The 22828-nt window shown below is 71.2% G+C and carries 25 protein-coding genes and 3 tRNA genes; 17 read left to right on the top strand and 11 right to left on the bottom strand.

The window, feature by feature from the left end; all coding sequences use genetic code 11:
- Positions 1 to 81: 81 nt before the first annotated feature.
- Positions 82 to 708 carry a LytR C-terminal domain-containing protein gene (locus ABZT12_RS03460; RefSeq protein ID WP_356376728.1) on the top strand — a complete coding sequence of 209 codons (627 nt, stop codon included), beginning with the start codon at positions 82 to 84 and terminating at the stop codon, positions 706 to 708.
- A 51-nt stretch (positions 709 to 759) separates the two neighbouring features.
- Here ABZT12_RS03460 and upp read toward each other — a convergent pair whose 3' ends face one another.
- On the bottom strand, positions 760 to 1395 hold the full coding sequence (gene upp, locus ABZT12_RS03455; protein ID WP_356376470.1) for a uracil phosphoribosyltransferase: 636 nt from the start codon (positions 1393 to 1395) through the stop codon (positions 760 to 762).
- A 103-nt stretch (positions 1396 to 1498) separates the two neighbouring features.
- On the opposite strand from upp, the gene ABZT12_RS03450 reads away from it, so the two are divergent.
- From ABZT12_RS03450 to ABZT12_RS03405, 10 genes are all read left to right on the top strand, one after another.
- Positions 1499 to 1684 carry a hypothetical protein gene (locus ABZT12_RS03450; protein WP_356376467.1) on the top strand — a complete coding sequence of 62 codons (186 nt, stop codon included), beginning with the start codon at positions 1499 to 1501 and terminating at the stop codon, positions 1682 to 1684.
- A gap of 242 nt (positions 1685 to 1926) precedes the next feature.
- On the top strand, positions 1927 to 2487 hold the full coding sequence (locus ABZT12_RS03445) for a hypothetical protein (RefSeq protein WP_356376725.1): 561 nt from the start codon (positions 1927 to 1929) through the stop codon (positions 2485 to 2487).
- 53 nt (positions 2488 to 2540) lie between these two features.
- Positions 2541 to 2972 (top strand): tRNA adenosine(34) deaminase TadA, encoded by a 432-nt coding sequence (gene tadA / locus ABZT12_RS03440; RefSeq protein WP_356376464.1) that lies wholly within the window; start codon positions 2541 to 2543, stop codon positions 2970 to 2972.
- Between the two features lie 45 nt (positions 2973 to 3017).
- A tRNA-Ser gene (locus ABZT12_RS03435) sits at positions 3018 to 3102 on the top strand.
- Positions 3103 to 3272: 170 nt separating this feature from the next.
- Positions 3273 to 3449, top strand: coding sequence for a hypothetical protein (locus tag ABZT12_RS03430; protein ID WP_356376461.1), 177 nt, complete (start codon positions 3273 to 3275; stop codon positions 3447 to 3449).
- A gap of 15 nt (positions 3450 to 3464) precedes the next feature.
- A complete protein-coding gene (locus tag ABZT12_RS03425; protein WP_356376458.1) occupies positions 3465 to 3758 on the top strand; it encodes a Dabb family protein in 294 nt (97 codons plus the stop codon).
- 192 nt (positions 3759 to 3950) lie between these two features.
- The gene (locus tag ABZT12_RS03420; protein ID WP_356376455.1) at positions 3951 to 4799 is read left to right on the top strand and encodes an RNA polymerase sigma factor SigF; all 849 of its coding nucleotides are present in this window, start codon (positions 3951 to 3953) and stop codon (positions 4797 to 4799) included.
- A 290-nt stretch (positions 4800 to 5089) separates the two neighbouring features.
- A complete protein-coding gene (locus tag ABZT12_RS03415; RefSeq protein ID WP_356376452.1) occupies positions 5090 to 5971 on the top strand; it encodes an RNA polymerase sigma factor SigF in 882 nt (293 codons plus the stop codon).
- Positions 5972 to 6021: 50 nt separating this feature from the next.
- Positions 6022 to 6789, top strand: coding sequence for a hypothetical protein (locus ABZT12_RS03410; RefSeq protein ID WP_356376449.1), 768 nt, complete (start codon positions 6022 to 6024; stop codon positions 6787 to 6789).
- Between the two features lie 48 nt (positions 6790 to 6837).
- A complete protein-coding gene (locus ABZT12_RS03405; protein WP_356376446.1) occupies positions 6838 to 7299 on the top strand; it encodes a GNAT family N-acetyltransferase in 462 nt (153 codons plus the stop codon).
- 57 nt (positions 7300 to 7356) lie between these two features.
- On the opposite strand, the gene ABZT12_RS03400 is transcribed toward ABZT12_RS03405, so the two are convergent.
- On the bottom strand, positions 7357 to 7554 hold the full coding sequence (locus tag ABZT12_RS03400) for a hypothetical protein (protein ID WP_356376443.1): 198 nt from the start codon (positions 7552 to 7554) through the stop codon (positions 7357 to 7359).
- Between the two features lie 189 nt (positions 7555 to 7743).
- On the opposite strand from ABZT12_RS03400, the gene ABZT12_RS03395 reads away from it, so the two are divergent.
- The 4 genes from ABZT12_RS03395 to ABZT12_RS03380 all read left to right on the top strand — a co-directional run bounded on the left by ABZT12_RS03395 (position 7744) and on the right by ABZT12_RS03380 (position 12276).
- Positions 7744 to 8241 (top strand): MarR family transcriptional regulator, encoded by a 498-nt coding sequence (locus ABZT12_RS03395; RefSeq protein WP_356376440.1) that lies wholly within the window; start codon positions 7744 to 7746, stop codon positions 8239 to 8241.
- A gap of 21 nt (positions 8242 to 8262) precedes the next feature.
- On the top strand, positions 8263 to 10785 hold the full coding sequence (locus ABZT12_RS03390) for an MFS transporter (protein WP_356376437.1): 2523 nt from the start codon (positions 8263 to 8265) through the stop codon (positions 10783 to 10785).
- A 116-nt stretch (positions 10786 to 10901) separates the two neighbouring features.
- Positions 10902 to 11723 (top strand): YceI family protein, encoded by an 822-nt coding sequence (locus ABZT12_RS03385; protein WP_356376434.1) that lies wholly within the window; start codon positions 10902 to 10904, stop codon positions 11721 to 11723.
- An 82-nt stretch (positions 11724 to 11805) separates the two neighbouring features.
- The gene (locus ABZT12_RS03380) at positions 11806 to 12276 is read left to right on the top strand and encodes a PPOX class F420-dependent oxidoreductase (protein ID WP_356376431.1); all 471 of its coding nucleotides are present in this window, start codon (positions 11806 to 11808) and stop codon (positions 12274 to 12276) included.
- A 122-nt stretch (positions 12277 to 12398) separates the two neighbouring features.
- Here ABZT12_RS03380 and ABZT12_RS03375 read toward each other — a convergent pair whose 3' ends face one another.
- From ABZT12_RS03375 to ABZT12_RS03350, 6 genes are all read right to left on the bottom strand, one after another.
- Positions 12399 to 14615 carry a glycosyltransferase family 39 protein gene (locus tag ABZT12_RS03375; RefSeq protein ID WP_356376428.1) on the bottom strand — a complete coding sequence of 739 codons (2217 nt, stop codon included), beginning with the start codon at positions 14613 to 14615 and terminating at the stop codon, positions 12399 to 12401.
- The gene (locus tag ABZT12_RS03370; RefSeq protein WP_356376425.1) at positions 14612 to 16141 is read right to left on the bottom strand and encodes a bifunctional glycosyltransferase family 2/GtrA family protein; all 1530 of its coding nucleotides are present in this window, start codon (positions 16139 to 16141) and stop codon (positions 14612 to 14614) included. Before ABZT12_RS03370 ends, ABZT12_RS03375 begins: the two co-directional genes overlap by 4 nt.
- A 14-nt stretch (positions 16142 to 16155) precedes the next feature.
- Positions 16156 to 17799, bottom strand: a complete 1644-nt coding sequence (locus tag ABZT12_RS03365; RefSeq protein ID WP_356376422.1) for a HAMP domain-containing sensor histidine kinase — start codon at positions 17797 to 17799, stop codon at positions 16156 to 16158.
- Positions 17796 to 18536 carry a response regulator transcription factor gene (locus ABZT12_RS03360; protein ID WP_356376419.1) on the bottom strand — a complete coding sequence of 247 codons (741 nt, stop codon included), beginning with the start codon at positions 18534 to 18536 and terminating at the stop codon, positions 17796 to 17798. The genes ABZT12_RS03365 and ABZT12_RS03360 overlap by 4 nt, the downstream gene beginning before the upstream one ends.
- Positions 18537 to 18747: 211 nt before the next feature.
- Positions 18748 to 19659 (bottom strand): amidohydrolase family protein, encoded by a 912-nt coding sequence (locus ABZT12_RS03355; RefSeq protein WP_356376416.1) that lies wholly within the window; start codon positions 19657 to 19659, stop codon positions 18748 to 18750.
- A gap of 84 nt (positions 19660 to 19743) precedes the next feature.
- Positions 19744 to 20646 carry a DUF2797 domain-containing protein gene (locus tag ABZT12_RS03350; RefSeq protein WP_356376413.1) on the bottom strand — a complete coding sequence of 301 codons (903 nt, stop codon included), beginning with the start codon at positions 20644 to 20646 and terminating at the stop codon, positions 19744 to 19746.
- Positions 20647 to 20860: 214 nt separating this feature from the next.
- Between ABZT12_RS03350 and ABZT12_RS03345 the strand changes: the two genes are divergently transcribed.
- A complete protein-coding gene (locus ABZT12_RS03345) occupies positions 20861 to 21385 on the top strand; it encodes a hypothetical protein (protein ID WP_356376410.1) in 525 nt (174 codons plus the stop codon).
- A 47-nt stretch (positions 21386 to 21432) separates the two neighbouring features.
- Here ABZT12_RS03345 and ABZT12_RS03340 read toward each other — a convergent pair whose 3' ends face one another.
- Positions 21433 to 21708 (bottom strand): hypothetical protein, encoded by a 276-nt coding sequence (locus tag ABZT12_RS03340; RefSeq protein ID WP_356376407.1) that lies wholly within the window; start codon positions 21706 to 21708, stop codon positions 21433 to 21435.
- A 209-nt stretch (positions 21709 to 21917) separates the two neighbouring features.
- On the opposite strand from ABZT12_RS03340, the gene ABZT12_RS03335 reads away from it, so the two are divergent.
- Complete coding sequence (locus tag ABZT12_RS03335) at positions 21918 to 22112, top strand: DUF1918 domain-containing protein (RefSeq protein WP_356376404.1); 195 nt, start codon at positions 21918 to 21920, stop codon at positions 22110 to 22112.
- Positions 22113 to 22211: 99 nt separating this feature from the next.
- Here ABZT12_RS03335 and ABZT12_RS03330 read toward each other — a convergent pair.
- Together ABZT12_RS03330 and ABZT12_RS03325 are read right to left on the bottom strand one after the other, a co-directional pair.
- Positions 22212 to 22284, bottom strand: a tRNA-Arg gene (locus ABZT12_RS03330).
- 184 nt (positions 22285 to 22468) lie between these two features.
- Positions 22469 to 22559, bottom strand: a tRNA-Ser gene (locus ABZT12_RS03325).
- Positions 22560 to 22828: the final 269 nt, after the last annotated feature.

Raw genomic sequence — 22828 nt, 5'->3', positions numbered from 1 at the left:
GCGATGTCCGATGATCATCCAGTAGGCATTGCCGCTCAGGCGCACTACGCTGCGCTCATGAGCATGCTGACTCCCCCAGGCATGGGCGGCCAGTACAAGATCACGGGGGACAAGTACCCGCGCATGCGCCGTCCGCGGCGGCGCGGCAGGCTCGTCGTCCTGGTCGCCGTCTCGGTCGCCGTCCTCGGCGTGGGCGGGTGGGGCACGGTGCAGCTCATCGACGTCTTCACCGGCGGTGGCGAACAGCCCGCGGCGGCCGGCCCCAAGCCGGACTGCGCGTCCGGGGTGAGCCCCGCCCCGAGCACCGCGGCCGACCCCGTACGCCCGGCCGCGATCACCGTGAACGTCTTCAACGCCACGCCCCGCGGCGGCCTCGCCAAGTCCACCGCCGACGAACTCAAGAAGCGCGGCTTCAAGATCGGCGACGTGGGCAACGCGGCCAAGAAGTTCGACAAGAAGATCAAGGGCACCGGCCTCCTGCTCGGCCCCGCCTCCGCCCTGGACACCTCGCTGCCCGTGCTCGCCACCCAGCTGACCGGCGCCGAGCGCCGCACCGACCCCGGCCGCAAGGGCGGCGCCGTCGACCTCGTCATCGGCACCGGCTTCACGCACCTCACGACGAAGGCGGACGCCGACAAGGCCCTGGCCGCCCTGACCAAGCCCTCGCCCGCGCCCGCCGCGTCGAAGAAGGGCTGCGCGGCGCCGTAGCGGCACAGCCTCTGGTTCTACGGGGAGCTATGGCGATCGCGCCCGGGTGGGCTACTCGGCGGCGCCGTACATCCGGTCGCCCGCGTCGCCCAGGCCCGGCACGATGTAGCCGTGCTCGTTCAGGCGCTCGTCGACCGACGCCGTCACGACCGTCACCGGGGTGCCCGCCAGGTCGCGCTCCATGACCTCCACGCCCTCGGGGGCGGCCAGCAGGACCACGGCGGTCACGTCGTCCGCGCCGCGCTTGATCAGCTCCCGGATCGCCGCGACCAGGGTGCCGCCGGTGGCGAGCATCGGGTCGAGGACGTAGACCTGCCGGCCGGAGAGGTCCTCCGGCATGCGCGTGGCGTACGTGGAGGCCTCCAGCGTCTCCTCGTCGCGCACCATGCCCATGAAGCCGACCTCGGCCGTCGGCAGCAGCCGGACCATGCCGTCCAGCATGCCGAGGCCGGCCCGCAGGATCGGCACCACCAGCGGGCGCGGGTAGGAGAGCTTGACGCCCGTGGTCGAGGCGACCGGCGTGGTGATGTCGACCTGTTCGGTGCGCACGTCACGCGTGGCCTCGTAGGCGAGCAGGGTGACCAGCTCGTCGGCCAGGCGGCGGAAGGTCGCGGAGTCGGTGCGCCGGTCGCGCAGCGTGGTGAGCTTGTGAGCGACCAGGGGATGGTCGACGACGAGGAGACGCATGTCCACCACACTAATGGGCTCCGCGTCCGCCGGAACCCGCTGCCGTCGGCATCAAACCGGCTGTCCGAGGGAAAGGGGGAGGGACGGACTGGGGAGGTGCGCCATGCCCGACCGGGAGCCCGCAGGGGGCCCGCCACCGCACGAGACCGACGCCGAACGCAGGCGGCGCCGGGCCAGGTTCCTGCGCGAACTGGCCGAGGCCCGTGAGCTGCGCGACCGGGTCCAGCCGCGCCGCGCCAAGGTCGCCCGCCTCCGCCACGCCATGCGCATGCGCACCTTCCGCTGGTAGTCATGGCCGGTCCGGAGCCCCCACAGGGGCGTCCCGGTACGTGCGCACCGCGATCGCCGCGTACGATCCCGCTGGTGGACGATCAAAACGAGCGGACACAGGGAGCGGAAGACGTCCCCTGAACGTCTTGTTTCTGCCACGATTCCGAGTGGGCGGGGCTCGGAGCGCACAGCTCTCCCCGCCCGCGACCTCCGCCGGGGGGACCCCCAACCGGCACGCCTATGACCAGTGGGAGAGTCACGGTGTACTTCGCCGCACTGCTCGCGCGCACCGAAGACGGGTGGGAAGCGAGCGACACAGAGCTCGACAACGTGGAGACCCTGTCGGATCTGGCCGAACTGGCCAGAGAAGCCTCGACGGAGGACGACACGGTGCTCGTGCTGATCGAGCAGGAAGACGCTTGGTTCGGCGTCGTCCGGGTGGACGGCGAGGAGGACCCTCGCATCTACGTCTCGGACGCCGCCGCCGCCGCCCGCAGTTCGTACGGCGAGATCCTGCTCACCGACGAACTGCTCGGAAGGGATCCGGGTGTCGACGACGTCGTCGACCTGGACGCCCTCGACCTCGACGGCACCGAGGACGGTGAATCGGACGACAACGAACCCGACAACGACCCCGACAGCGATGACGACCGCCCCGGCACCTCCGCCGAGGCGGTGCCGCACAGCCCGGTGGGCGACCCGCTGATCCTCGACGACCTGGGCGTCGGCGAGAAGGAGCTGCGCGTCCTGGACGCGGACGACGCGCTGAACGCCATCGCCGAGGCCCTGGGCGCCTCCGAGGTTCTGGAGACCGTCCGCTGACCGAGAGCACCGAGGGGTCCCCCGACCCGGTCCGCGACCGCTGGCGGGCCGTCATGCGGCGCGCCCTGGACGAGGCCCGAACCGCCGTCCGGGGCGGCGACGTGCCCGTCGGCGCCGTCGTACTGTCCCCGGACGGTACGACGGTGCTGACGGCGGGGCACAACGAGCGCGAGGCCACCGGCGATCCGACCGCGCACGCCGAGGTCGTCGCGATCCGCCGGGCGGCGGCGCTGCTCGGCACATGGCGGCTGACCGGCTGCACCCTCGTCGTGACGCTGGAACCCTGCACGATGTGCGCGGGCGCCATCGTGCAGTCCCGGGTGGACCGGGTGGTCTACGGCGCCCGCGACGAGAAGGCCGGCGCGGCCGGCTCGCTCTGGGACGTCGTCCGCGACCGGCGGCTCAACCACCGGCCCGAGGTGATCGGCGGCGTGCTCGCCGGGGAGTGCGCCGAGCTGCTCACGGAGTTCTTCCGAAGCCGCTGATCACCGATTTCGAACCATCCCCCACCGTGTTGTAAGGTCTCTCTCGGTAGCGTGTCCGAGCGGCCGAAGGAGCTCGCCTCGAAAGCGAGTGTGGGGAAACTCACCGAGGGTTCAAATCCCTCCGCTACCGCTTCCGAAGGGCCCCGTCGAGAGACGGGGCCCTTCGTGCGTGCGGGGTCGTGAGGTTGGTCAACTGCCTTTCACCTGCGGGGTGTTGGACCTCATGGAGGGCATGGCGGTTACACTCGCGGCCGTCACCAGGGGGCCCACCGGGGCACGGACGTCACAGGGGAGGCCGCGATGGCGGTGAACGCGAAGAAGATCGCCGTCTATGTGCTCGTGGTCTTCGCGCTGTACGTGATCATCACGGACCCGGCCAAGGCGGCCGACTACGTCCAGATAGCCTTCGAGGGCATATCGGACGCCGCCAAGTCCGTCGGCGACTTCATGACCTGGCTGGCCGACGGGGCGCACTGAACAAGGAGCGCACAGATGATCCGCCACCTGGTCCTCTTCAAGCTCGACGAGGGCGTCGAACGCGACGATCCCCGCGTCGTGGCGGGTGTCGAGGCCTTCCGCCCGCTCGGCGACCTGATCGAGGAGCTGCGCTTCTGGGAGCTGGGCTGGAACATCAGCGACCGCCCCATCGCCTACGACTTCGCGATCAACTCGGCGGTCGAGGACCCGGACGCCCTGAAGCGGTACATCGAGCACCCGGCCCATCAGGCGGGCGTCGCGCTGTGGCGGGAGTTCGCCACGTGGGTGGTCGCGGACTACGAGTTCTGAACCGCCCGCACCGCGGCCCCCGCCGTTCCCTCCAGCGGAACGGCGGGGGCTTCTCCGTGTCTTGGGAGGTCGCTTGCCTCAACTTGCCCCTCAACACGGAGTAACGCGGTATTGGCAGGTACTTGCACACAGTGCACATGTCTTGTGATGCTATGACCGCTTTTGACGGATGAGTTGACCTACTGAAGAGGTGTGGCGTTGACCGTGTCGGCCAGTACCGCGCCGCCCCAGGGAGAAGCCCCCGCCCCGCCCCCGGCGGCAGCCGCTCCGCAACGCAGCCGCGGTGCCGACACCCGGGCCCTCACCCAGGTGCTCTTCGGCCGGCTCAAGGGACTCCAGCCGGGTACGCCGGAGCACAACCGGGTGCGCGGGGCGCTCATCGAGGCCAACCTCCCGCTCGTGCGCTACGCGGCCGCCCGCTTCCGCTCCCGCAACGAGCCGATGGAGGACGTCGTCCAGGTCGGCACCATCGGGCTCATCAACGCCATCGACCGCTTCGACCCGGACCGCGGCGTGCAGTTCCCGACGTTCGCGATGCCCACCGTCATCGGCGAGATCAAGCGCTACTTCCGCGACAACGTCCGTACGGTCCATGTCCCGCGCCGGCTGCACGAGCTGTGGGTGCAGGTCAACGGCGCGACCGAGGACCTGACGACCGCCTTCGGGCGCACCCCGACCACCGCCGAGATCGCCGAACGGCTGCGCATCGGCGAGGACGAGGTGCTCTCCTGCATCGAGGCGGGCCGCTCGTACCACGCGACCTCCCTCGAAGCGGCCCAGGAGGGCGACGGCATGCCCGGCCTGCTGGACCGGCTCGGCTACGAGGACCCGGCCCTGGACGGCGTGGAGCACCGCGATCTCGTGCGCCACCTGCTGGTCCAGCTCCCCGAGCGGGAGCAGCGCATCCTGCTGCTGCGCTACTACAGCAACCTCACCCAGTCGCAGATCAGCGCGGAACTCGGGGTCTCGCAGATGCACGTCTCCCGCCTGCTGGCCCGCAGCTTCCAACGCCTGCGCTCCGCCAACCGGATCGAGGCGTAGCCGCACCTCGGTCGAGCCCCGGCCGAAAGCGCGAGCGATCTTTCACCGGTACGAACGAATCGCCCATCAGGGCCCTTGCGGACGGTCGCGTCCTGAAAACCCCTCAGACCCCTTGCGGCCAGGGGCGATTCACCATTTCCATGTCGACATGTCACTACAGCGTGTTGCCGACATGTGACATTCTGCGGGAAGCGCGTTTGCCGGAGCCCCGGCTCCGGTATTCAGGTGAAGGCTGCGTTCCCCCGACGGGAGCGTCCGCCGCGACCGTCCCGCGACCCAAAGGGGGTGGCATGTCCGCAGACCAGGGCAGCTCCAAGGTGCTCACGCTCACAAAGAGCGAGGCTGCGCCCGCGCTCGACGCCGTTACGGTCCTGGAGGCCGTACCGGCCCCGCCCCTCCCCACGACGGGAGCCATCGACACCCGCACCCTGTCCCGTTCCCTCTTCCTGCGGCTCGCCGCACTGGACGAGAACAGCCCCGAGCGCGGGTACGTCCGGGACACGCTCATCGAGTTGAACCTCCCGCTCGTGCGCTACGCGGCGGCCCGCTTCCGCTCGCGCAACGAGCCGATGGAGGACATCGTCCAGGTCGGCACCATCGGCCTGATCAAGGCGATCGACCGCTTCGACTGCGAACGCGGGGTGGAGTTCCCGACGTTCGCGATGCCGACGGTCGTCGGCGAGATCAAGCGGTTCTTCCGCGACACCTCGTGGTCCGTGCGCGTGCCGCGCCGGCTCCAGGAGCTGCGGCTGGCCCTCACCAAGGCCAGCGACGAGCTCTCCCAGAAGCTGGACCGCTCGCCGACCGTGCCCGAACTCGCCGCGGTACTGGGCGTGTCGGAGGAGGACGTCGTCGACGGCCTCGCGGTCGGCAACGCGTACACCGCCTCCTCGCTCGACTCCCCGGCCCCCGAGGACGACGGCGGCGAGGGCTCCCTCGCGGACCGCCTCGGCTACGAGGACACGGCCCTTGAGGGGGTGGAGTACCGCGAGTCGCTGAAGCCGCTGCTGGCCAAACTCCCGCCCCGTGAGCGCCGGATCATCATGTTGCGCTTCTTCGCCAACATGACCCAGTCGCAGATCGGCGAGGAGGTCGGCATCTCGCAGATGCACGTCTCGCGCCTCCTCACCCGCACGCTGTCGCAGCTGCGCGAGGGCCTGATCTCCGACTGACCCTTCGACCGCCCCTTCCTATGTGACGGAGCGTCAGACATCATGGCGCGATGCTCCGTGCGACGTGGACAACTGGCCGCCGAGGCGCCCCGCCGGGTGCGTCGGCGGCCGTCGTCGTCTGTCTGGGCGGCACCCTCGCCCTCGCCGCCTGCGGAGGCCACCCGGGCGGCGGCTACGTCGCGATCGGCCCGGCGGGCGCACCACCCGCCCCGTCCGCCACGGCGATCCGGCCGACGGGGAGTGTGTCGCTGGTACCGCTGGACGGTCCGACGTCCGGAGGGGACAGCGACTCCCGCGCGCGGGACGGCAGTTCGGGACCGCCCGGAGGTACAGGACGGTCGCGGACGCCCTCGCGCGGCCCCCGGTCCGCCGCAGCGGACCCGTCCGCCGCCCCGGTCCCCGCACCCTCCGGCGGCTCCAAGTCCGGCCGTACGGGCTCTGGTTCGTCGGACCGGACTCCGCAGCCGACACCGACGCCGTCCCCAACTCCATCTCCATCCGCCCCCGTCGGCCCCGCCGTCCTGACCTGGGGCACTCCCGTACGCGAGGCCACGGACCGGCGCTGGTGCGAGGCCGTGACGCTCGCCATCCACAACACCGGTGGTACGGCGGCCGGTTCGGGCACGGTCACCCTCGGCACGCACATCATCGGCGCGCTCGGCATCGACTGGGCCACGGTCAGGTCCACGCGACCGCTTCCCGCGCCGATCGCGGCCGGGGCCACCAGGACGAAGACCTGGACGGTGTGCGTGGACGCGTGGCGCGTACCGTTGGGGATGCACGTCGAGACCCGCGATGTCTCGGTCACGTGGAGCTAGGGAGTGGAGCTAGGAACCGGGCCGCTGCCGCTGGACAGGCTCTGCCTCATGGACGTTCAGGTGGAGGTCGCCCGGGAGGCGAGCGAGGAACTCGTGGCCGCCTTGGGCCGGTTGCTGCCGCAGCTCTCCTCGACCGCCGAGCCGTTGGACCGGGCGGCGGTCGAGCGGATGGTCTCGTGCCCGGCCACCACGGTGCTGGTCGCGCGGACCGGCGGAACGATCGCCGGCACCCTGACCCTCGTCCTCTTCCCCGTGCCCTCCGGGCTGCGCGGGCGCGTCGAGGACGTGGTCGTCGACGGCGCGGCCCGGGGGCGGGGGATCGCGGCGTCGCTGACCACGGAGGCGGTGCGGATCGCCCGGGAAGCCGGGGCCCGGACCGTCGACCTGACCTCGCGGCCGGACCGTACGGCGGCGAACCGGCTCTACGAGCGGCTCGGCTTCCGGGCCCGGGAGTCGACGGTGTACCGGTTGCCCGTGGCCGGTCGTACCTCTCGGCCGTCGGACCGCTGAACCGGCGGGCGGTTCGCCCGGCGGTCCGCCCCGTACCGGCCCCCGGGCGTCAGTCGGTCACTTGAGTGCCAGCCAGGCCACCGCCGCAACGACCGCCACGGCGACGATGACGCCGATGATGAGGCCGACGCGGGGGCCCGTGGGGGCCGCCGCCTGCTGCTGTCGGCCCGGCGGGGTCTCGTCGACGAAGGCGCGGAACATCTGGGTGCTGCCTGCGGGGTCGTAATTGCCCTCGGGGCCCTGGGTGTTAGCCATGGGCCGAGACACTAGCGAATCCGCGGGGGACACCCAAGTGCGGGGCCTCGTGGAGCCTCCGCGACCGGGAAGTTCGCGTTCACCAGCGCTTGACTTTGCCAACTTTTTATGTGCGACCATCCCTTTTTATTTGCCTGTAGCAACCAACAGATTCTATGGTTGCCCTAAGCAACGAACATGGGAGGTGGGATGGCCGGGCGGACGCAGTACGAGGAGCTGATGCGTCAGTTCAGTGCCTTCGGCGCCGTACGCAGGGAGCTGGGACGGATCCTGCCGTCCGACTGCCCCAGCGGCTCCGCGGCCGTACTGACCCTGCTCGGCCGGCACGGCGCGATGCGCATGAGCAAGCTCGCGGAGCTGCTCGCCGTGGACATGTCCGTGACCAGCCGCCATGTCGCGCACGTCGCCGAGCGCGGCTGGATCGAGCGGTCCCCCGACCCGGCGGACCGGCGCTCCCGCATCCTGCGTCTCACCCCGAGCGGCTGGGCGCAGGTCGACGAGTTCTCCCGGCGGACCGCCCAGCTGCTCGCCGACCGGCTGAGCGACTGGAACGACGACGAGGTCGGCCGGCTGATCCAGTTGATGGCCCGGCTGCGGGCCAGCTTCGACGACTGCCGCAGCGCCCCGCCCCGACCCGACCCCCACCTCCCCCTCGAACAGACACAGACCACCCGTACACCCGCATAAGCACGGAAGAAAAGGAAGCCCATGGCAACGACCACACCAGCCGGTGTGCGGGCTCACGCCAAGCACGGCGGGGGAGCCCCCGACGGTGCGCCGATGACGCACCGGCAGATCATGGAGGCGATCTCCGGTCTGCTGCTCGGCATGTTCGTGGCGATCCTGTCGTCCACGATCGTCACCAACGCCCTGCCGCACATCATCAGCGACCTCGGCGGCGGACAGTCCGCGTACACCTGGGTCGTCACCGCCGCCCTGCTGTCGATGACGGCCGCCACCCCCCTGTGGGGCAAGCTCGCCGACCTCTACAGCAAGAAGACGCTCGTCCAGATAGCTCTGATCATCTACGTTCTGGGCTCCGCCGCGGCGGGTCTGTCGCAGAACCCCGGCATGCTGATCGCCTGCCGTGTCGTCCAGGGCATCGGCGTGGGCGGTCTCTCCGCGCTGGCCCAGATCGTCATGGCCGCGATGATCTCGCCGCGCGAGCGCGGTCGCTACTCCGGCTACCTCGGCGCCACCTTCGCCGTGGCCACCGTCGGCGGCCCGCTGCTCGGCGGCGTCATCACCGACACCAGCTGGCTCGGCTGGCGCTGGTGCTTCTACGTCGGTGTGCCCTTCGCCGTCATCGCGCTGATCGTGCTCCAGAAGACCCTGCACCTGCCCGTCGTCAAGCGCGAGGTCAAGGTCGACTGGGGCGGCGCCACCCTGATCGCCGCCGCCGTCTCGCTGCTCCTGCTCTGGGTCACCTTCGCCGGTGACAAGTACGACTGGGTGTCGTGGCAGTCGGGCGTCATGATCGGCGGCTCGATCGTGCTCGGCCTGCTCTTCGTGCTGGTCGAGTCCAAGGCCAGCGAGCCGATCATCCCGCTGCGCCTGTTCCGCAACCGCACCATCACGCTGGCCTCCATCGCGTCGCTCTTCGTCGGCGTCGCGATGTTCACCGGCACGGTCTTCTTCAGCCAGTACTTCCAACTGGCCCGGGACAAGTCGCCGACGATGTCCGGCGTCATGACGATCCCGATGATCGGCGGCCTGTTCGTCTCCTCGACCGTCTCCGGCCAGTTCATCACCCGCACCGGGCGCTGGAAGGCGTGGCTGGTCAGTGGTGGCGTCCTGGTGACGGCCGGGCTGTGCCTGCTGGGCACCATCCGGTACGACACGGACTACTGGAAGATGGCCATTTTCATGGCCCTGCTGGGTCTCGGCATCGGCATGATGATGCAGAACCTGGTGCTGTGCACGCAGAACCAGGTCGACCCGAGCGACCTCGGCGCGGCCAGCTCCACCGTGACCTTCTTCCGCTCCCTCGGCGGCGCGGTCGGCGTCTCCGCGCTGGGCGCGGTGATGTCGCACCGGATCACGCACTACGTCACCGACGGCATCGCCGCCCTCGACCCCAAGTACCGTGCCGCGCTGGCCGGTTCGAGCTCCTCGTCCGCGAGCATCCCGGACCTCGCCAAGCTGCCCGCGCCGGTGCGCATGCTGATGCAGAGCTCCTACGGCCACGGCATCGCCGACGTCTTCTTCATCGCCGGCTGCCTGGCGTTCGTCGCCTTCCTCGTCAGCCTCTTCATCAAGGAGGTCCCGCTGCGCACGAAGGGCGGACTGGCGCAGGCCGCGGCCACGGAGGAGACCCCGGACGCGCGGGCCGCCGAGGTGCCCGCGCCGGCCCGGGAGACCGTCCCGGCCGAGTCCGCCCCGACCACCGTCCGGAACGCCTCCGAGGAAGGCACCCGGCAGTTCGCCGCCGTACCCACGGCGGCCAGGGAGGAGACCGCACCCGTGTCCGCTGGGATCCCCGTCCGCGGCTTCGTCCGCGGCGCCGAGAGCGCGCCCGTCGCGCAGGCCGCCGTCACCCTGATCTCCCTCGCGGGACGCCAGCTGGGCCGCTCGGTCGCCCAGCCCGACGGCTCCTACGCGGTGGACGCGCCGGGCGTCGGCTCGTACGTCCTGATCGCCTCCGCCGACGGCTTCCAGCCGCAGGCGTCCACGGTCGTCGTGCACGGCGAGCCGGTCGCGTACGACATCCTGCTCAGCGGCACCAGCGGGCTGAACGGGCTGGTGCGGGCCGCCGAGTCGGGCGAGCCCGTCAAGGACGCGATGGTCATCGTGACCGATGTGCGCGGTGACCTGCTGGCCACCGGGACCACCGGCGAGCAGGGCGACTTCGCCTTCGCCGAGTTGGTGCCGGGCGCGATCACCGTCGCGGTGAACGCCGCCGGTCACCGGCCGCGCGCGCTGCCCGTCGAGGTCGGCGGCGCCGGCGTCACCCGGATCGAGATCGACCTCGACTCGGGCGCCCAGATCCAGGGCCGCGTCCGCGCCCCGCACGGCCCTCTCGCCGACGCCCGCGTCACGCTGGTCGACGGGGCGGGCAACGTGGTCGGCACCGCCACCACCGGGAGCGACGGCGCGTACGCCTTCACCGACCTCGACCGCGGCGAGTACACGGTCATCGCGACGGGCTACCCGCCGGTCGCGACGGCGCTCACGGTCCTCGGCCGCGGCACCGACGACCACGACATCGAACTCGCCCACCCCGGCGAGTAGTTCGACCAGTTCACCATCTCGGCCCGTGGAGCGCGTGGGAAGTACGGGCGCGCTCCACGGGCCGACCGCATTCGTACGGCTGTGAACAGCCCCGTACGGCAAGGAGTTTGAGGGACATGGGACTGACCGCGAAGATCCGCACGCGGGACGGATGGGCCGTGTCGCACGCGGTCGTCACGGTGACCGACATGAGCGGGAGCCAGGTGGTACGGGCCGAGGCGGACGCCGAGGGCGCCGTACGGGACGCGACCGCGCTGGCGCCGGGGGCGTACACCGTGATCGTCACGGCCGTCGGCTACGCGCCGGCCGCCGCCACCGCGATCGTCACCGCGAGCGGACGCGCCGAGGCCGGCACGGTGACGCTGGCCCGGCAGGGCGGCACCGAACTGCCGCCGCCCGGCCCCTGGACCGTCGACCCGGCACACTCCAGCGTGGCCGCCGCGGCACAGCACCTGGGCATCTCCAGCGTGCACGGCCGGTTCACCGACTTCGCCGCCCGGATCGAGATCGCCCCGGACGAGGTCGCCAAGTCCCGGGTGGAGGCGGTCATCCGGGCCGGATCCATCGACACCGGCAACGGCATGCGCGACACACATCTGCGCTCCGCCGACTTCCTGGACGTCGAGCGCCACCCCGAGATCACCTACTGCTCCACCGGACTCACCCCGGCCGGCTCCGACCGCTGGACGGTCCACGGCGAGCTGACCCTGCGCGGAGTGGTACGGCCGGTCGACCTCGACCTCGCCTACCTCGGCACCGGCGCCGACCCCTGGGGCGGCACCCGGGCCGCGTTCCGGGCCACCGCGGAGCTGCACCGCGAGGACTTCGCGATCAACTACAACCAGGTGGTCCAGGCGGGCATCGCGGCCATCGGCACGACCTTGAAGGTCGAGCTGGACATCCAGGCGGTCCAGGGCGAGGCGCTGCCACCGCAGTGAGGGCGCGGCCGTGCTCCGCCGGGGTCGTCCCAGGTCACCCGGGTCATCGTGGGCGGACCGAGGTGCGCCTAGGGTGGCCCGTATGGCACCGAAGAACATCGCGAGCAACACCGCCGTCTCCCTGGACGAGCTGCTGGACTTCGTCCGGCCCCGGCACCGCGCGATCCTGCTGACCCGGCGCGCGGACGGCGGCCCGCAGGGGTCGCCGCTGACCTGCGGGGTCGACGACTCGGGGCGGATCGTGGTCTCCACCTACCCGGAGCGCGCCAAGACCCGCAACGCCCGGCGCGACCCGCGGGTCAGCCTGATCGTGCTGAGCGACGAGTGGAACGGGCCGTGGGTCCAGATCGACGGCTCCGCCGAGGTCATCGACTCCCCGGACTCCGTGGAGCCGCTCGTGGAGTACTTCCGGAACATTTCCGGCGAGCACCCGGACTGGGACGAGTACCGCGAGGCGATGCGCAAGCAGGGCAAGTCCATCGTCCGGGTGACGCCCGAGCGGTGGGGGCCGGTGGCCACCGGAGGCTTCCCGGCGCGCCTCGCCGGCGAGTAGCGGGGAGACGGGACTTCGGCCCCTTCGCGGGCCGTCGCCTCGACGGCGGCGAGAGGCGGTGGCCGTGGGGCCACCGCCTCTCGCGTGCGGAACGGGTCAGCGGCTCGGGTCAGCCGCCCGGGTCAGCCGCTCGTCTTCTGCGTCAGGTCGTAGAAGGTGGCCGAACCGACCGTCACCTTCTGGTAGTTCTTCTCGACCCACGAGGTGATCTGCGCGGAGGAGCCGGTGCTGCTGCCGCCCATGCCGGTGCCGCCGCCGATGAAGTAGTGGATCTTCCCCGCCGCCACGTACTTCTCGAACTGGGCCAACGTCGGTGACGGGTCCGTGCCGTTGAAGCCGCCGATCGCCATCACCGGGTCGCCGGTGGCGAGTTGGTAGCTCGCGGCGTTCTGCGAACCGATGGACGCGGCGACCCAGGTGTACGTGCCGGCGTCCTTCGACAGCAGCTTCTTCGCCTCGGAGGTGACGGTCGCGCCGTTGAGCAGACCGCCCATGGCGCCTCCGCCCATGCCGCCCTCGCCCATCCGGCCGCCGAAGCCGCCGCCCTGGTTCTGGGTGGTGCCGCCGCCCTGCGGGGTCTGGCCGGGCGTGCCGCCGCCGGGGAAGCCGCCGGTGCCGCCGCCCGGGAAGCCGCCGCCCTGGTTCTGCGTGGTGCCGCCGCCCTGCCGGTTCTGGCCCGGCGTACCACCGCCGAAGCCGCCGCGGCCACCGCCGCCGGGACCGCCGCCGCCCATCATGCCGACGTTGGGCGGACCGGCCGTCACGATCGAGCCGACGTGACCGGCGTTGAGGGTGCTCATGGTGTACGCGGTCGGGCCGGCCAGTGTGGCCACGATGCCCAGGGCCGCCGCGCCGAGGGCGAGTTGACGGCTGATCCGGCCCGCGAAGACGAGGCCGAGCGCGGCCACCAGCGAGCCGAGCAGGGCCAGCCACTTCACCCAGGGCAGGTAGTCGGGGGTGCGGTTGAGCAGGACGTAGCCCCACGCGCCGCCCGCCACGACCGCGGCGGCGAGGGTGACCGACGCCCAGAGTTCGCCGCGCTTCTCCCACAGCAGGCCCGAGCCCATGCCGACGACGGCCGCCAGGTAGGGCGCGAGGGCCACCGTGTAGTACTGGTGGAAGATGCCCGCCATGTAGCTGAAGACGACCAGGGTCATCAGCAGCGAACCGCCCCAGACCAGGAACGACGCCCGCGTCACCGACGTCCGGGCGGACCTGCGGGTCGCCACGAGACCGGCGACGAGCAGGATCAGCGCGGCCGGCAGCAGCCAGGAGATCTGGCCGCCGTTCTCGGAGTTGAACATGCGGTCCCAGCCGGTGGCACCCCACATCCCGGTGCCGGTGCCGCCACCGCCGCCGCCCACACTGCCGGTCTCGTCGCCGCTGAGACGGCCGAACCCGTTGTAGCCGAAGGTGAGTTCGAGGAAGCTGTTGTTCTGCGAGCCGCCGATGTACGGGCGGGAGGAGGCCGGCCACAGCTGGACGATCGCCACCCACCAGCCGCCGGCCGCCACCATCGCGGCCGTCGCCAGGCCGAGTTGACCGAACCGCTTCTTCACACCGACCGGCGCGCACACCGCGTACACGATCGCCAGCGGCGGCAGGATCAGGAAGGCCTGAAGGGTCTTGGCGAGGAACGCGAAGCCGATCGCGACCCCGGCCCACACCAGCCACTTGGTACGGCCGTCCTCGACCGCGCGGATGACGAGGTAGCAGGCGACCGCCATCAGCAGGGCCAGCATCGCGTCCGGGTTGTTGAACCGGAACATCAGCGCCGCGACCGGGGTGAGCGCCAGCACCCCGCCCGCGATCAGTCCGGCCCCGGGGCCGAACCGGCGCCGTACGGCCGCGTAGACCACCGCGACCGCGCCGACGCCCATGAGGACCTCGGGGACCAGGATCGCCCACGAGTTGAGGCCGAAGATCCGGACCGACAGCTCCATCGGCCACAGGGCGGCCGCGGGCTTGTCGACGGTGATCGCGTTGCTCGCGTCGAGCGAGCCGAACAGGAACGCCTTCCAGCTCTTGCTGCCGGCCTGGACGGCCGCGGAGTAGAAGGAGTTGGCGTACCCGGAGGAGTCCAGGTTGAACAGGTAGAACAGGCACGTCACCAAGAGCATGGCCCAGAACGAGGGGCGCACCCAGCGCGGGTCCTCGGGCCTGCCGCGCCACAGCCTCGTCAGGAACGGCAGGAACGGCAGCAGCGGCTCACCCGACCCGGGTCCCGCGACCGCGGCCGACTCCTGCGGCTCGGCCGGAAGTCCCGCTTCCGCGGCCGGACCCCACGAGGAGGGGGTCGCGTCCCCCGGGTGGGGGCTCTGGTCGGTGTCGGTGGTCATCGTGGTTCCCCTGGGTCGGTGTCGTGGGGACGCAGTGTCCGCGACCGCGTCGTCGCGTCGCGCCAGGTCCCGTCCGCGGCTTCACCGGCGCGGAACCGGGTGGTGGTCGGGCCCGTGTTCAGGTTCGTCGTGTCGTACGGCGTCGGATGGGCCGGCGGGCGCTGGGACAGCGGGGCGTACGGACCGGAGTGCGGCGCCCGCGGAGCCTGGGGTGCCGTCGGACCGGCGGCCGGGGCCGGACCGGCCGGGGTGTTCGAGGCCACGACGGTCGACGCCGCGCCGGAGTCGTCGCGGTCCGGGAAGACCCAGGCGCGGAAGAGCAGGAAGCGCAGGACGGTCGCGGCGAGGTTGGCGGCGATCAGGACCGCCAGCTCGGTGGAGTGCGCCGGGTCGCTGCTGGCCGCGTTGAGCGCGGCGAGCGAGCCGCTGGTCAGGGCGAGGCCGATACCGAAGACGACGAGGCCCTGCGCCTGGTGGCGGACGGCACCGCCCCGGCCGCGGACCCCGAAGGTCAGCCGGCGGTTGGCGGCCGTGTTGGCGACCGCGGAGACCAGCAGGGCGAGCGCGTTGGCGATCTGCGCCCCGGAGAACTGCCGGAAGAGGCTGTAGAGCACCAGGTAGAAGAGGGTCGACAGACCGCCCACGACACAGAACCCGACGAGCTGGCGGGCCAGCCCCTTGGGCACGTCCTGGATGTCGCGGTCACGCGGGTCGTCGCCGAACGGACGGGTGAGCCGGTCCAGCGACAGCGAACCGGAGGCCAGAGCCTTGCCCACCCGCCACACCCCCTTCAGGTCGTCGGTCGCCGTCTTCACGATGTGGACCGTCGAGTCCGGGTCGTCGACCCAGTCGACCGGCACTTCGTGGATGCGCAGCCCGGCGCGCTCGGCGAGCACCAGCATCTCGGTGTCGAAGAACCACCCGGTGTCCTCGACGAGCGGCAGCAGCGCCTGCGCCACGTCCCGCCGGATCGCCTTGAACCCGCACTGGGCGTCCGAGAAACGGGCCTGCAGCGAGCCGCGCAGGATGAGGTTGTAGGTCCTGCTGATGAACTCGCGCTTGGCACCGCGCACCACCCGCGACGAGCGGGCCAGCCGAGAGCCTATCGCCAGGTCGGAGTGGCCCGAGATCAGCGGTGCCACCAGGGGCAGCAGCGCGTTGAGGTCGGTGGAGAGGTCGACGTCCATGTAGGCGAGGATCGGGGCGTCCGAGGCGGACCAGACGGTCCGCAGCGCCCGGCCGCGGCCCTTCTGCTCCAGCCGGAAGGAGGTGACCTCCGGCAGCTCCGCCGCCAGCCCGGCCGCCACCTGGGGGGTGGTGTCCGTCGACGCGTTGTCCGCGACGGTGATGCGGAACGCGTACGGGAACGTGCGCTTGAGATGGTCGTGCAGTCTCAGCACACACGGCTGGAGGTCCTTCTCCTCGTTGTAGACGGGGATCACTACGTCCAGGACAGGCGTACCGGCGTCTCCGGCCGGGAGGTGCTCCCGCGCCGGCAGCGTGCCGGGAGAAGTGTCGGTTCGCATGGCAATGACTCTCCTCAGACGCCCTGTTGCGCCCATGTGGTGGCACTGTGCTGTGCCTGTGAGTGCGATTGCCAGTTCGTTTCGGGCGCCGGATGCGGAACGGCCGGGGCCAGCGCGGGCAGATGGACGGTGAACACCGTGCGTCCGGGAACGCTGTCGACGGTCACCGCGCCGCCGTGCGCGGTCGCCACGGCCTGCACGATGGCGAGGCCGAGACCGGTCGATCCGGTGGCCCGGGAGCGCGCCGAGTCGCCGCGCGCGAACCGTTCGAAGACGTGCGGGAGCAGGTCCGGCTGGATGCCCTGGCCGTTGTCCTCGACGTCCACGCACATCCACGGGCCGCGCCGCTGCACCCGCGCGGTGATCGTCGTACCCGGCGGGGTGTGCTTGCGCGCGTTGCCGAGCAGGTTGACCAGCACCTGCTGGAGCCGGGCCGCGTCCGCCGACACGAGGGCCGGCTCGTCGGGCAGGTCCAGCCGCCAGTTGTGGTCCATGCCGGCCGCGCGCGAGTCGCTGATGGTGTCCACGACGAGCGGGACGAGGTCGGTCTGGTCGAACTGCAACGGCCGGCCCGCGTCGAGCCGGGCGAGCAGCAGCAGATCCTCGACGAGCAGGGTCATCCGGCCGGCCTCGGACTCGATCCGGCCGAGCGCGTGCTTGGTGTCCGGGCCGGTCTGCTCCCGGCCGCGCCGGGTCAGTTCGGCGTACCCCCGGATCGAGGCGAGCGGCGTACGCAGCTCATGGCTGGCGTCCGCGACGAACTGCCGTACCCGCATCTCGCTCTGCTGCCGTGCGTGCAGCGCGCCGTGCACATGGTCGAGCATCCGGTTGAGCGCGGCGCCGACCTGGCCGACCTCCGTGTGCGGATCGGTCTCGGACTCCGGGACCCGCTCGTTGAGGGTCACCTCGCCGGTGTGCAGCGGCAGTTCGGAGACCCGGGTGGCGGTCGCGGCGACCTTGCGGAGGGGGCGGGTGGCGATGCCCACGAGGACGTAGCCGGCGATGCCCGCCGCGACGAGACCGGCGGCGGTGACGCTGACCTCGACGAGGATGAGGGTGGTGATGATGTCGTCGATCTCGTTGGTCGGGATGGCGACGTAGTAGTCCCCATTGGGGCCGGTGACGTACGTGACGAGGTAGGCGCCCAGCCCGGGAAGCTCCGCGGTGTGCGGGGTGTGCACCTGGGAGACCTCGTTGAGCGCCTTCTTCTGCGCCGTGGTGAGCGTCTGGGGCGTCATCGAGGTGACCTGGCTGCTGCTGTCCGTCTGCTTCCTGCCGACCTTGGCGTCGGTGATCAGGCCGTTCTGGACGCTCGCCGCGATCGTGCCCTCCGGCTGCGGCCCCCGGGTGACGAATTGGTCCAGGCTGACGGTCTTGCCCTGTTGCTGCTGCTCCCCCGGCGGGGTGGAGCCGGTGCCGTCCTTCTCCGCGTCCTTCTCCGCGCCGGGTGGCCCGCCCGAAGCGCGCGCCGAGACCTCGACGAGCTTCTCGCCCAGCTGCTCGTACAGGTGCGACCGCAGCGCCACGGTCGTCACCGTCGCGATCACCGCGCAGACCACGGCGATCAGCGCCACCGAGGCGACGACGAGCCGGGTCCGCAGAGTGCGCGGCTTGCCTGCTCGCTTCTTCTGCTTACGCGGCCGTCGTCGGTCGCTCATGACACGGCGGGCTTGATCAGATACCCGGCCCCGCGTCGCGTGTGGATCATGGGTTCGCGACCGGCATCGATCTTCCGGCGCAGGTACGAGATGTAGAGCTCGACCACATTGGCCTGCCCTCCGAAGTCGTACGACCATACGCGGTCGAGGATCTGAGCTTTGCTGAGTACACGTCGGGGATTACGCATGAGGAAGCGCAAAAGTTCAAATTCGGTCGCGGTGAGGTGGATTCCGTCACCGCCCCGCGACACTTCGTGGCTGTCCTCGTCGAGGGTGAGGTCACCGACGACCAGCACGGAGTCGGAGCGACGGTCGGCGGCGCCGGACCGGCGGATCAGCCCGCGCAGCCGCGCCACGACCTCTTCGAGGCTGAACGGCTTGGTGACGTAGTCGTCGCCGCCCGCGGTGAGCCCGGCGATACGGTCCTCCACGGCGTCCTTGGCCGTCAGGAAGAGCACCGGCACATCCGGCAACTCCCGGCGCAGCCGCCCCAGTACGGTCAGCCCGTCCATGTCGGGCAGCATCATGTCGAGGACGACGGCGTCGGGCCGGAACTCGCGTGCGGTCTGTATCGCGCCGGTCCCGTCACCCGCGCTGCGGATCTGCCAGCCCTCATAACGCAGGGCCATGGACAGCAGCTCGGTGATCGACAGCTCGTCGTCCACCACAAGCACTCGGACGGGGCTCCCGTCCGGCCTCAGCAGTTCGGTGCGCCCCTGGGGCGAGGTCGTGGTCATGGTGGACACCTTGGCCGGGTCCTCTGAGAGCACGCTTTTGGGAACCTGTGATTTACCTGAGAAACGCACAGGGACCTCTCAGGCAACACCTGGGAACCGCTTTCCGCGCACCGGCCGGCCCCACCGGTCCGGCCCGTCCCCCTCCCCTCGCCACCTGCGGCAAGACGGATCACGGGGGCCCGGCGCGACGCCGCAGGGCCGGCCGCCGCTCTCAGAGACCGAACAGCCGCGCCCCGTTGTCGTGACAGACCGCGCGCAGCCAGTCGTCCCCGAGGGCCAGCCGCTCCAGGGCGTGCAGCTGATGGACGTACGGGTAGGGGATGTTGGGAAAGTCGCTGCCGAGCAGGACCCGGTCGCCGAGAGCGGCCAGCCGGGGCAGCGCGCGCCGGGGAAACGGCGCGAACCGTTCGCCGAAGTCCGTGAACGCCATCGTCGTGTCCAGCCGCACCTGCGGGTACCGCTCCGCCAGGCCGAGGAACTCCTCGTACTCCGGCAGCCCCAAGTGGGCGATGACGAGCGGCAGTCGGGGATGCCGGGCGAGCACCCGTCCGATCGGCTCCGGCCCGGTGTACGCGCCCGGTGCGGGCCCCGACCCGCAGTGGATCACGACCGGGATCCCGGCCTCGGCGAGGAGTCCCCACACCGGGTCGAGCAGGGGGTCGGTGGGGTCGTACGCCCCGACCTGCACATGCGCCTTGAAGACCCGCGTCCCGGCGTCGACGGCCTCTTGGACGTAGCGCTCGACCCCCGGCTCCGGGAAGAAGGTCGAGGTGTGCAGGGCGTCGGGCACCCGGCCGGCGAACTCGACGGCCCAGCCGTTGAGCCAGCGCGCCATGGCGGGCTTGTGCGGGTAGAGCATGGCGGTGAAGCCGCGCACCCCGAACTCCCGTATCAGAGCCAGCCGTTCCGCCTCCTCCCGCCGGTAGGTGATGGGCCAGGCAGGGCCCTCGGACGAGGCACCGAGCGCGTCGAAATAACCCCAGACCTTCCGCAGCACCGACTCGGGCATGAAGTGCGTGTGCACGTCCACCAGCCCGGGCAGCCCGAGCCGCCGCCAGAACCCCCGCACCTCCTCCGTCTCACCCCCGGCCTCAGCCCCTTCTCCCGCTCCCGCCTCAGTCATACGACCCCTCGAACTCGTCGCCGGGCCGGGCCTTTCCCACCCTGCCGGTACGGCACCCCCGACACGGCGCCCCGGCACGACACCTCAGAACAGCCCATCCTGCACGCTCCCGTCCCCTGCCCCCTTGAACTCCCTTACCGGCAGGCTGATTTCACCAAGACCGCCGCCGTCGCCACCGCCACCCCCGGCGGGGATCAACTCCCACCCGGTCATCAGCCGGGTGTCGAGCACGACGATCCCCCGGCCGGTCGCCAGATGGAGATCCGGCCCGGCGGCGGCCACCAGCTCACCGCACACCGCGCCGCCCGCGACCAGCTCCCTCACCTCACCGACGGCGGCCGGCAGGTCGGTGAGCCCGAACACCCCACTGTGGTCGACGGGTTGGCACGGCTCACGGCGCAGCGACTCCGGCCACTCGGGGAGGGCGACGGCACGCCCGTGCAGCTCCCGGAGCTCGGCCGTCCGCTCGGTCTCCGTCCCCGGCAGCGCGGACCGCACCGCGCGTTTGTCGCCGTAGGGGATCCGGTCGGGCACCCGCAGGGCGGCCCGCAGCAGCTCCTCCGAACGCCGGGCCGCCATCAGCGGGCCGAGGCCGAGCCAGCTGAAGCAGACGGCGCCCTGCTCAAGCAGCCGGGCCGCGCCGCGTTCTTCGGCGGTGATGCCGACCTTGACCATGCCGGGCCCGAACCAGGCCAGATACACGTGGTACGGCCGCGGGTCGTCCGCGATGGTGTCGGCGGCCACCGAGTGGGCCCGGTCCAGCCGCGCGCACTCCTCGCAGCGCGCCCCCGTGCTCCGCGCCGACACGGCCGCCCGCACCGGGCAGGGATGCCCCCGCGCTCCCCCGCATGTCCGCCCGCCCCCTTCCGCGACCTCGAAGGCCACCCGCTTCCCCCGCGGCAACGGGCTCCGGCGCCCGCCGTCCCATCGCAGCGCCGGACCCTCCGCGGCCCACCGCAGCCCCGCGCACTTCCACGTCTGTGCCATCGCTCACAACAGTAGAGGACGGCACTGACAACGGCCCCCGCCTGCGGTTATGCGCCCGTCCTGGAGGCAGCGGGCCTCCGATGGTGGAGCTGGCACCACCATCGATCCGGGTGCCCACGTCCTCGTGCCGACGGGCGCGAGACGCCATCGTTGAACCCAGTCGAACCGAGTTGGTCCCAGAGGCCCAACGGCCGCCGTCCTGAGGGGAACCCCCATGAAGTCGCAGCTCTCCTCGAAGCCGGGCACGGCGGTCGGGGCGGTGCCGGGGCCGTTCGCCTCCTTCGTCAGGTTCGTCGTGTGCGGCGGCGGGATCGGGGTCCTCTCCAGCGCGGCGGTCCCCGTCCTCGCGGCGGTGCTGCCCTGGGCGGCGGCGAACGCGCTGATCACCATCGCGTCGACCGTTCTCTGCACCGAACTGCACGCCCTGTTCACCTTCGGCACGGGGAGCCGCCCCGGATGGCGCCGGCACTGGCAGTCCGCGGGCTCGGCCACGGCGGCCTACCTGGCGACCTCCGCCGCGATCCTCGTCCTCCACCTGGTCCAGCCGTCCCCCGGCCTGCTCACGGAACAGATCGTCTACCTCAGCGCCTCGGGCCTGGCCGGCATCGCCCGCTTCCTGATCCTGCGCCTCTTCGTCTTCACCCCGGCCACCCCGGCCACGCCCGCCACCACCCCGACAACCATCCAGACCCCGACCCGACCGCCCCTGACCAACCCGGCCTACGGCGCGGCGGCGTGAGGCGGGGCCGAGGGGAACGGCGGGCGCTCCAGGGCTCGTCCACCGGATCAGGCCATGCGGCGGCGACGCACACGGAGCCGACGGACGCTCTTCACGGTGTGGACGGCGGCCATGAGCGCGATCCCGGCGACGGCAAGCCAGAACCAGGACTCCGCCACCTCAAGCTGCAGGAACAGGCCGCCCAGGAACAGCAGGTTACCGACGGCGTCCAACAGGTCGAGGCGCGCCTTGGAGCGCACCGCGGAGTCGAGTCCGCGCAGTCGGCCAATGATGGGGACGAGAGTGACGGCCTGCAAGCCGGCCAGGCCGAGAAAGACCCACACGGCCCCATCGCGTCGGACGGTATCCGCACGGAGCCGGACGTACCGGTGGCGCCGAACCGTCGGGTCGAGCGCTGGCTTTGAGCGAGGCGCATCAAGGGAAGCCCTGATCATGTTGTCACCGGTTAGGGCGAACTGGCGGCGTCGGCCGTTCAGACCCAGCGACTCGCGGGGTAGGGCAGAGGAAAACAGATCGATAGAAAGGTGCCAACGTGCGGGCGAGTGTGGGTGACAGGCTTCTTGTTCACGGCCGGATCACGGGGCAGCCGGATCGCACCGCAGAGGTCATCGAGGTGCTCGGGGCTGACGGGGACCCTCCCTTTCGGGTTCGTTTCGAGGATGGGCATGAGACGGTGATGAGCCCAGGCCCGGACACCGTCGTCCGTCACTTCCCACCCGAGGAGTAGGCGGCCCGCTCTCCGATCCCGGTGGTTGCCGTCAACCACTGCCGTCAACGCAAAAGCCAGAGGCCCCGTGGATTACTCCACGGGGCCTCTGGTCTGCTGTGCACTCGGCAGGATTCGAACCTGCAACCTTCTGATCCGTAGTCAGATGCTCTATCCGTTAAGCTACGAGTGCCTGTGTGTTGTTGTTCTGCTTCGTCGCTTCCTGCCCTTCCGGGCCGCTCGGCGGCGACAGGAAGAACATTACATGACTGCCGCCGCCATGTGAAATCCGTTCGGTGCATCCCTTGTGAGCTGCGGAAACGGCTCTGAGAGACGTCGAAACCCCGGTCGCGTGGACCGGGGCTTCGGGACGAGCGCGGAGGCGGAGGGATTTGAACCCTCGATGGGATTGAAGTCCCAAACCGCATTAGCAGTGCGGCGCCATAGACCGGACTAGGCGACGCCTCCAGCACAGCCGTCCACGCGAGCGCGGATGGTGCGTGCAGATGATGACACAGACGAGCGCGGTGTCACCAATCGCCTCCCACGGTACTAGGCGGGCGGGTCGCAGAGCAAAGTCGTTCCGGGCCGCCATGTCGGGGGTGAGGGGGCGCTGGGCTGGGCGGCTTCGCGGCCGGGCGGCGCGGGCGGTGGCGTCGGCGGGCGTTCACAGGCGTTTCATGGCGGATTCTCCGGTCGCGTGAAAGTCCACTCGGATGTGGGGACGCCAAAGCGCA

Source organism: Streptomyces sp. NPDC005423, assembly GCF_040606415.1.
GTDB lineage: Bacteria > Actinomycetota > Actinomycetes > Streptomycetales > Streptomycetaceae > Streptomyces.
The sequence above is the reverse complement of the archived record's forward strand: the minus strand, read 5'-3'. Positions and strand labels throughout refer to the sequence as shown.